Here is a 6537-nt window from a genome sequence, read left to right as displayed (position 1 = left end):
TTTTTTGACATAAGGTGCTGGTGCCGCTGACATTTCTCGTATGAGGGATGTCAGCGTTTCTTTTAGCGAATTCGCGTACTCATTCATTGGCGTAACCTCCTCGTTTTTTCAAGGGGCTTCGCCACACCATTTCATCTGCTTGTCAAGTTCTATTTTTCTTCTTTGTGCAAAAAAAAAGAGCGGGCTATCTTTTCGATAACCTGCTCTTGTTCTTGATTTTTGGCCCTGCGTCTTAACTTAATGACATTGGCCGAGAGGTGGCCCTTTGTTAAGCTATACTAACAGTCAGTTTTTCTAGTTATTCATCCAACAAACCGAAATACATTATGACATAATAAATTTTTGAATTTCAGTAAATTCATATGATTATGTTGTTGAACGAAGAAAGTTAGAACTATAGAGTATTTATTATAATGCGTTTTTTCTTTACAAAAAATGTACAGTTCTTGTAATGTGATATGGCGAACAAATTACTATAATTTTAAAACGAGAGGAGGTGCGCGTAATGGATAACTTTAATGCTTTTGAGTGTGTAGTGGAATACCTGGAGAATATTATATCTTGCTCAGATGATGTTGATTATAGTGTCATTTCTAAAATTGCGGGTTGTCCTGCTCCCTTATTTCAGCGTATTTTTGTATATATTACAGGAATTACTATTAATGAGTATATGAGGAGACGTCGATTGACGTTGGCGGGTTATGATATCAGAAATAGCAGTGAAAAGATTATTGACATAGCTATGAAATATGGTTTCAATTCCCATGCTGCTTTTACAAGAGCATTCAAAGAGCACCACAAGGTTTCACCTTCTAATATTAGGAAGGTCGGAGAACAGCTTAAAGATTATCCTCGCACCTCCTTTACAAATATTAGAATTGTAGGAGGAAAACGAATTATGGCAGAGCTTAAAAAAATCGAGTATGTAGAATTTGGAGCTCGTAAAATTGTAGGTATGATGAAAATGACTTCGTTTCAAAAGGCAGGAGAAGAGTGCTGGGGTTCAGCATTTAAGGAAGGCGTTTTAGACAGAATTCAAGAAATTGAAAGATGGATTTGCAAAGATATTGATGATTATATTGGACTTGGACATATGAGTAAATTTGTTGGAAAAGATAATTTCCAATATATCATAGGTAAATTTGTAGAACTTGATGCACCTGTTCCAGAAAAAATGTATGCAGAAAATATATCCGCAGGAAAAGTTGCTAAAATATGGATTGAAGCCGATAACCTTAACGATATTATTGATTGTGCATACTTAATTTGTTCCGAAGCGATCGAGAAAACAGGATACAAAATTGATATTGAAAACTTTTATTGGTGTGATGTCTACACATACGATAGATATTGCACACCGTTAGAAAAAGGGCGGAAAATTATTCTTGATTATTTGTTGCCTGTAATCAAAGATGAATAGTAAAGAAGCTTGAACTAACGGGAAACGATAGTTAAATTCTATGAGGGCTGCCAGTCGGGTGGCCCTTCGTTACGCTAACRGGCAGGAGAGTTCAGCCAATAGTTTGAGAAATTTTTAACTACCCTGTGAAATGGAATCGTACACATAATAACAGCTATTCCCTGGAGTTTAAGCTTCAGGACAGAAATTGCAGCGGTTGACCGTGCAAAATGGTTATGACTAGGCATGCGTACAGTCAAGTGGTTATTCACCTACATAGTATAAGATACACTTTCATGTAAAATCATGAATATCTTCCGCTAGGAGTGATGTTATGGTTCAAATGCGAAATAAAGGATCCATGAGACAACCGCCGCAGTCTCCACCTCCCGCATTCATCCCGCCGAAACCCGCTGTTTCTTATATCGTCGACTGCGTTTACCAGTACACTTATGTTTGGCTTAGGTCTGGCGAGAACTTCTGGTTTTATCCGACATATGTCGATATGGATGGTGTTGCAGGGTATAGATGGAGCGGATCATACTGGTACTTCTATGGTATCGATCCGCGATTCATCGATGCCGTATCGTGTCCTCCGATTCCTACCCCTTTCTGAGCACTAAAAAACAGAGTGCCGGTGGTTCTGTTCACTCACCGCGCTCTGTTAGTGATACTTAGGACAGCCTCGAAAATAAAATATAATATAATCCAGCGCCTTTGGCTCGCCCGATGTTTACTCCAAAACGCGATTGTGCGCGAGAGGGTAGGGGACAATCGGGAGGCACTCGACCACAGCTCGATAACTCGGATAAATACCCTCTAGATGTAACCCAGTTTAAATGTTTATAACGACATTCGTATTCTTACACTGCTCATCAGTTATGCCCTTATATAGGTATAGAATTTATTCTACAGGACTGTCTTCACACCCGTTTTTTATACACCCTCATTGCAAAGAAATATGCTACGAGTAAAATCCCGACGCACCACGCAAGCGCGACCCATATATCATTGCCCACCGGCTGACCTGACAGTAGCGCACGAATGGCTTCCACTATCGAGGTCACCGGCTGGTTTTCGGCAAAGGCGCGAACGACCGACGGCATCGACTCGGTCGGCACAAACGCTGAGCTGATAAACGGTAGGAAGATAATCGGGTAGGAAAAGGCGCTTGCGCCATCCACTGTTTTGGCGGAAAGTCCGGCAATTGCCGCGACCCAAGTTAATGCCAGCGTAAACAACGCGAGTATGCCGGCTACGGCAAGCCATGACATGATCCCTGCCGGCGAACGAAAGCCCATAATCAAAGCTACGAGAATGATGATGACAACCGATATGGCGTTCGATACCAGCGAGGTCAGCACATGCCCCCACAGTAAGGTGGAACGTGAAATCGGCATGGTGTGAAACCGCTCGAATATGCCTCGTTGCTTATCCAAAAACAGACGGTAAGCCGTATAGGATATACCGCTTGCAATCGCAATCAGCAGGATACCGGGCAACAGGTAGTTCACATAGTTATCTGTACCGGTGTCAATTGCACCGCCAAACACATAGACGAACAGCAGCATCATCGCAATCGGAGTGATGCAGACCGTGACGATGGTGTCCATACTACGGAAAATATGGCGCATGGATCTTCCAAGCATAACTCCCATATCACTGAAAAAATGTTTCTCTATCCGCTCCATTTACTTTCCCTCCTTGTTGCCGATGATTGCGAGGAATATTTCCTCCAAAGTCGGCTGTTTCTCAACATACTCCACCTTTGCGGATGGGAAAAGCTGTTTTAGCTCCGAGAGGGTGCCGTTGGCGATAATCCTGCCCTCGTGCAGGATAGCGATTCGGTCGGCAAGCTGCTCGGCTTCCTCCAAATACTGCGTGGTTAGAAGTACCGTCGTGCCGCCGTCGGAAAGCTCCTTAACAATCTTCCATACCTCGATGCGTGCCTCGGGGTCAAGCCCAGTGGTCGGCTCGTCGAGGAAAATGATCTGCGGTTTACCGATAAGGCTCAAGGCGATGTCGAGCCTGCGGCGCATACCGCCCGAATAAGTAGACGCCCTGCGATCGGCGGCGTCTGTCAGGCCGAAGCGTTTAAGCAAGTCGTCCGCAACCTGACGCGGATTTTTGAGGTATCGCAGCTTGGCAATCATGATCAGATTTTCCCGTCCGGTCAGTATTTCGTCTACGGCGGCGAATTGTCCGGTCAGACTGATCGCCTGCCGCACATGGTCAGGCTTTGACGCAACATCGAATCCGTTGACGGTGGCGGTGCCGCCGTCTTGTTTGAGCAGCGTGGTGAGGATTTTGACAACGGTTGTCTTACCCGCCCCGTTGGAGCCGAGCAGGGCGAAAATACTGCCCTTTTCCACCTCGAAATTTACGTCCTTTAACACTTGAAGCTGCTTGTAGGACTTYTGCAGTCCCTTCACTTGAATTGACTTCGTTTGCATAGGATTCCCTCCTTATTTAATAACGGTAACCTTCGATAAATCGGCCCCCATGCCTTTAAGACCAGCATAGGTCAGTTTATCCATCATTGCGCCGTCAAAGCAGATCGTTTTGATGGTGCGGTAATACTTATTAGTCAACGAAAAATACGCTTGAAAAGATACATTTTTGAGTGTAGCGCCCTTAAACGAAACTTCGTTTAAGGCCGACTTGTCAAACTTAACGCCGGTAAAGGTCTGACCGTCAAGACACAGCCCGCTCAGGTCGGATTTTTCGAAGTTCACGCCGGTAAAGGAACAACCTTCAAAGATTGTTTTTCTAAGGTCGATCAAGCTTAGTGTGACGTCGGCCAGTTTTACGCCTGTGAATTTTGTTCCGTCCATCCCCGTCTTGCTGAAGTTGGTGCGTACAAGGATCGATTTATTGAAGCTTGCACTCGCAAGGTCAACGGCGGATAGGCTGCAGTCCGTCAGATTCGCGCCGTCAAAGTTGGCTTCGCGTACGTCGCTGGCCTTAAACGAGCTGCCGGTCAAGTCTGCGCCGGCAAAGTAGGAACCGCGTAACGCGCTAGCGTTAAATTGTCCTTTATGGGCCGTAACGCCCGCAAAGTCGCTCTCTGCCAGGTTACTCGCGCTAAAGTTTGTCACCACCTGCCGCTCCAGCGAGCGGGAGAGGTTAGCGACCTCCTGTACCGTTTGCTCAATGTCGCCGATGCTGTTGATGGTCATCTCAAAAGCCGTTTCATCATCCTTGCCCTCGGCTTTGAGATCACGATAACGCTCCTGCAAATCGGAGAGCAGGTCAGTCTTTAATTCGGTGACGCTTTTTACTCCATCGTACGGTGCGAAAACGCCGTTCAAATAGTTGGTCAATTTCTCATTCATAACATTCATCCCCTTATAATAAGTTTTCAAGCACGCGCTTTGCGTACTCCCAATTGCTTTTGTTGCGGGCGTACGCATCCTTGCCCTTTTCGGTAATCCTAAAATATTTACGCCGACCACCCTGTGATCCATCGCCCCAATACCACTCGATATCACCGTCGGCCTCAAGCCTCCGGACGCTCGAGTACATGGTGGCTTCCTTTAATTCATACTCACCGTCCGAGCGCTCGGCAATCAGCTTTACAATCTCGTAGCCGTAGCGGTCAGCTTCGGATAAGAGCCGTAAGATCATCGTATCGGTATGCCCTCGCAGCAGGTCGGATGTAATTTTGTTCTCGCTCATGTAATCAACCTCCATGTTTGTATAATACGACACATTACCATGACTGTCAAGGTAGTATTTCAAGTTAAATACTTTGTTTGAAAAGTAAGATATAAATTCATAACGGTATCTAACGGATTCATTCTCTTTTTCGAGCTTAATCCAATCATGAAACAGATTACTGACTGACAGAGATAGAAGGAGCAAAACTATAGTTTAACAATCACCATAAATAACGAGGCTATCGGCATGTAACGGCAGCCACATTGAGCTAATTGGCAGGATAGTTCAATCACTTCGCGAATTTAAAAACTAAAGAGCTTAAAATACATATTACGACTATAAGGAGTAATAAAATGAGTACACCGAAACATATCGTTTCTGCAGCGGCTATTGTTGTGAATGAAAAGAATGAATTATTACTTATTAAGGGACCAAGAAGAGGCTGGGAGATGCCTGGTGGTCAAGTAGAAGAAGGAGAATCCTTAAGTCAAGCTGCAATAAGAGAAACAAAAGAAGAATCCGGAATAGACATTGAAATTATCAAATTCTGCGGAATATTTCAAAACGTAGGAAATTCAATTTGTAACACCCTTTTTTTAGCGAAGCCAATAGGTGGAGAATTAATACAATCATCAGAAAGTTTGGAGACGGGATACTTCCCGATAGATGAAGCACTAAAAAAGGTTGAATGGAAAGATTTCAGACAAAGAATAGAGCACTGTTTAAGACCTGAAATCCAACCTTTTTGTATTGAGTTTACTGATGAGAAGAATATATGATGGTATCTCAAGAAGTCGTAGGCACCATCTAACAACGTATTTACGCTTCGGGGAACAATGCTAACGGAAAACTATAGCTTCATACACACCTAAACGAGGCAGCCGAAATCAATCGGCTGCCTTTTACACGAACGGGCAGGATAACTCAAATAATTAAAGAATTATTACAAGGTAGAACTTTTCAATCATCTGATATTTCGCTGCATGAAAAATCAGGCGACTTGATCTACCGCATGATATGCTCCTTTTGAAAGGAGGGATCGCCGTGGATTGGCTTCAACGTATGAACCATGCTATTGACTATATTGAAGAAAACTTAGAAAATAATATTGATTATGAACAGATTGCTAGAATTGCTTTATGTTCTGTTTATCAATTTCAACGCATGTTTTCATTTGTACTTGAAATACCTTTATCAGAATATATCAGGCACAGAAGGCTTACGCTTGCCGCCTTTGATTTAAAAAACAGAAATAATAAAGTGACTGATATAGCCTTGAAATATGGATATGAAACGCCAGAATCATTTTCGCGAGCATTTCAAAATCTGCATGGATTGACTCCTACATCAGCGCGCAATGCCGGAAGTCAGTTAAAAGCCTATCCTCGCATCTCCTTTCAAATTATATTAAAAGGAGTTGTCGGGATGAATTATCGAATTGAGGAACGGGATGCTTTTCAAGTTCTTGGGTTAGAGGA

Annotated in this window: 8 protein-coding genes; 4 read left to right on the top strand and 4 right to left on the bottom strand. The window is 43.6% G+C overall.

All coding sequences use genetic code 11. From position 1 onward, the window contains the following. Window positions 1-505: 505 nt before the first annotated feature. Window positions 506-1420: a helix-turn-helix domain-containing protein gene (locus tag AC1DWN_RS24645; RefSeq protein ID WP_477561535.1), complete on the top strand. Its 915-nt coding sequence runs from the start codon at window positions 506-508 to the stop codon at window positions 1418-1420. 313 nt (window positions 1421-1733) lie between these two features. Then, window positions 1734-2015 (top strand): transporter, encoded by a 282-nt coding sequence (locus AC1DWN_RS24640; RefSeq protein ID WP_477561534.1) that lies wholly within the window; start codon window positions 1734-1736, stop codon window positions 2013-2015. Between the two features lie 307 nt (window positions 2016-2322). Here the strand turns inward: AC1DWN_RS24640 and AC1DWN_RS24635 are convergent, their stop codons facing one another. The 4 genes from AC1DWN_RS24635 to AC1DWN_RS24620 are packed head-to-tail and all read right to left on the bottom strand — an operon-like array spanning window position 2323 to window position 5077. After that, window positions 2323-3090 carry an ABC transporter permease gene (locus tag AC1DWN_RS24635; protein WP_477561533.1) on the bottom strand — a complete coding sequence of 256 codons (768 nt, stop codon included), beginning with the start codon at window positions 3088-3090 and terminating at the stop codon, window positions 2323-2325. Continuing rightward, on the bottom strand, window positions 3091-3852 hold the full coding sequence (locus AC1DWN_RS24630; protein WP_477561532.1) for an ABC transporter ATP-binding protein: 762 nt from the start codon (window positions 3850-3852) through the stop codon (window positions 3091-3093). 12 nt (window positions 3853-3864) lie between these two features. Next, a complete protein-coding gene (locus AC1DWN_RS24625) occupies window positions 3865-4734 on the bottom strand; it encodes a pentapeptide repeat-containing protein (RefSeq protein ID WP_477561531.1) in 870 nt (289 codons plus the stop codon). Window positions 4735-4747: 13 nt separating this feature from the next. Further along, the gene (locus tag AC1DWN_RS24620; protein WP_477561530.1) at window positions 4748-5077 is read right to left on the bottom strand and encodes a PadR family transcriptional regulator; all 330 of its coding nucleotides are present in this window, start codon (window positions 5075-5077) and stop codon (window positions 4748-4750) included. A gap of 335 nt (window positions 5078-5412) precedes the next feature. Between AC1DWN_RS24620 and AC1DWN_RS24615 the strand changes: the two genes are divergently transcribed. Together AC1DWN_RS24615 and AC1DWN_RS24610 are read left to right on the top strand one after the other, a co-directional pair. Then, entirely contained in the window at window positions 5413-5838 is a 426-nt protein-coding gene (locus tag AC1DWN_RS24615) for an NUDIX hydrolase (RefSeq protein ID WP_477561529.1), read from the top strand. Between the two features lie 265 nt (window positions 5839-6103). After that, on the top strand, window positions 6104-6537 hold a 434-nt coding region (locus AC1DWN_RS24610; RefSeq protein ID WP_477561528.1), incomplete at its 3' end, for a helix-turn-helix transcriptional regulator.

The sequence above is a fragment of the Paenibacillus sp. P4_A7 genome, assembly GCF_056402455.1.
The sequence above is the reverse complement of the archived record's forward strand: the minus strand, read 5'-3'. Positions and strand labels throughout refer to the sequence as shown.

Excerpts from the sequence above, each read along its gene's own strand:
- AC1DWN_RS24645 (WP_477561535.1), top strand. The coding sequence starts at position 506 with ATGGATAACTTTAATGCTTTTGAGTGTGTAGTGGAATACCTGGAGAAT.
- AC1DWN_RS24640 (WP_477561534.1), top strand. The coding sequence starts at position 1,734 with ATGGTTCAAATGCGAAATAAAGGATCCATGAGACAACCGCCGCAGTCT.
- AC1DWN_RS24635 (WP_477561533.1), bottom strand. The coding sequence starts at position 3,090 with ATGGAGCGGATAGAGAAACATTTTTTCAGTGATATGGGAGTTATGCTT.
- AC1DWN_RS24625 (WP_477561531.1), bottom strand. The coding sequence starts at position 4,734 with ATGAATGAGAAATTGACCAACTATTTGAACGGCGTTTTCGCACCGTAC.
- AC1DWN_RS24620 (WP_477561530.1), bottom strand. The coding sequence starts at position 5,077 with ATGAGCGAGAACAAAATTACATCCGACCTGCTGCGAGGGCATACCGAT.
- AC1DWN_RS24615 (WP_477561529.1), top strand. The coding sequence starts at position 5,413 with ATGAGTACACCGAAACATATCGTTTCTGCAGCGGCTATTGTTGTGAAT.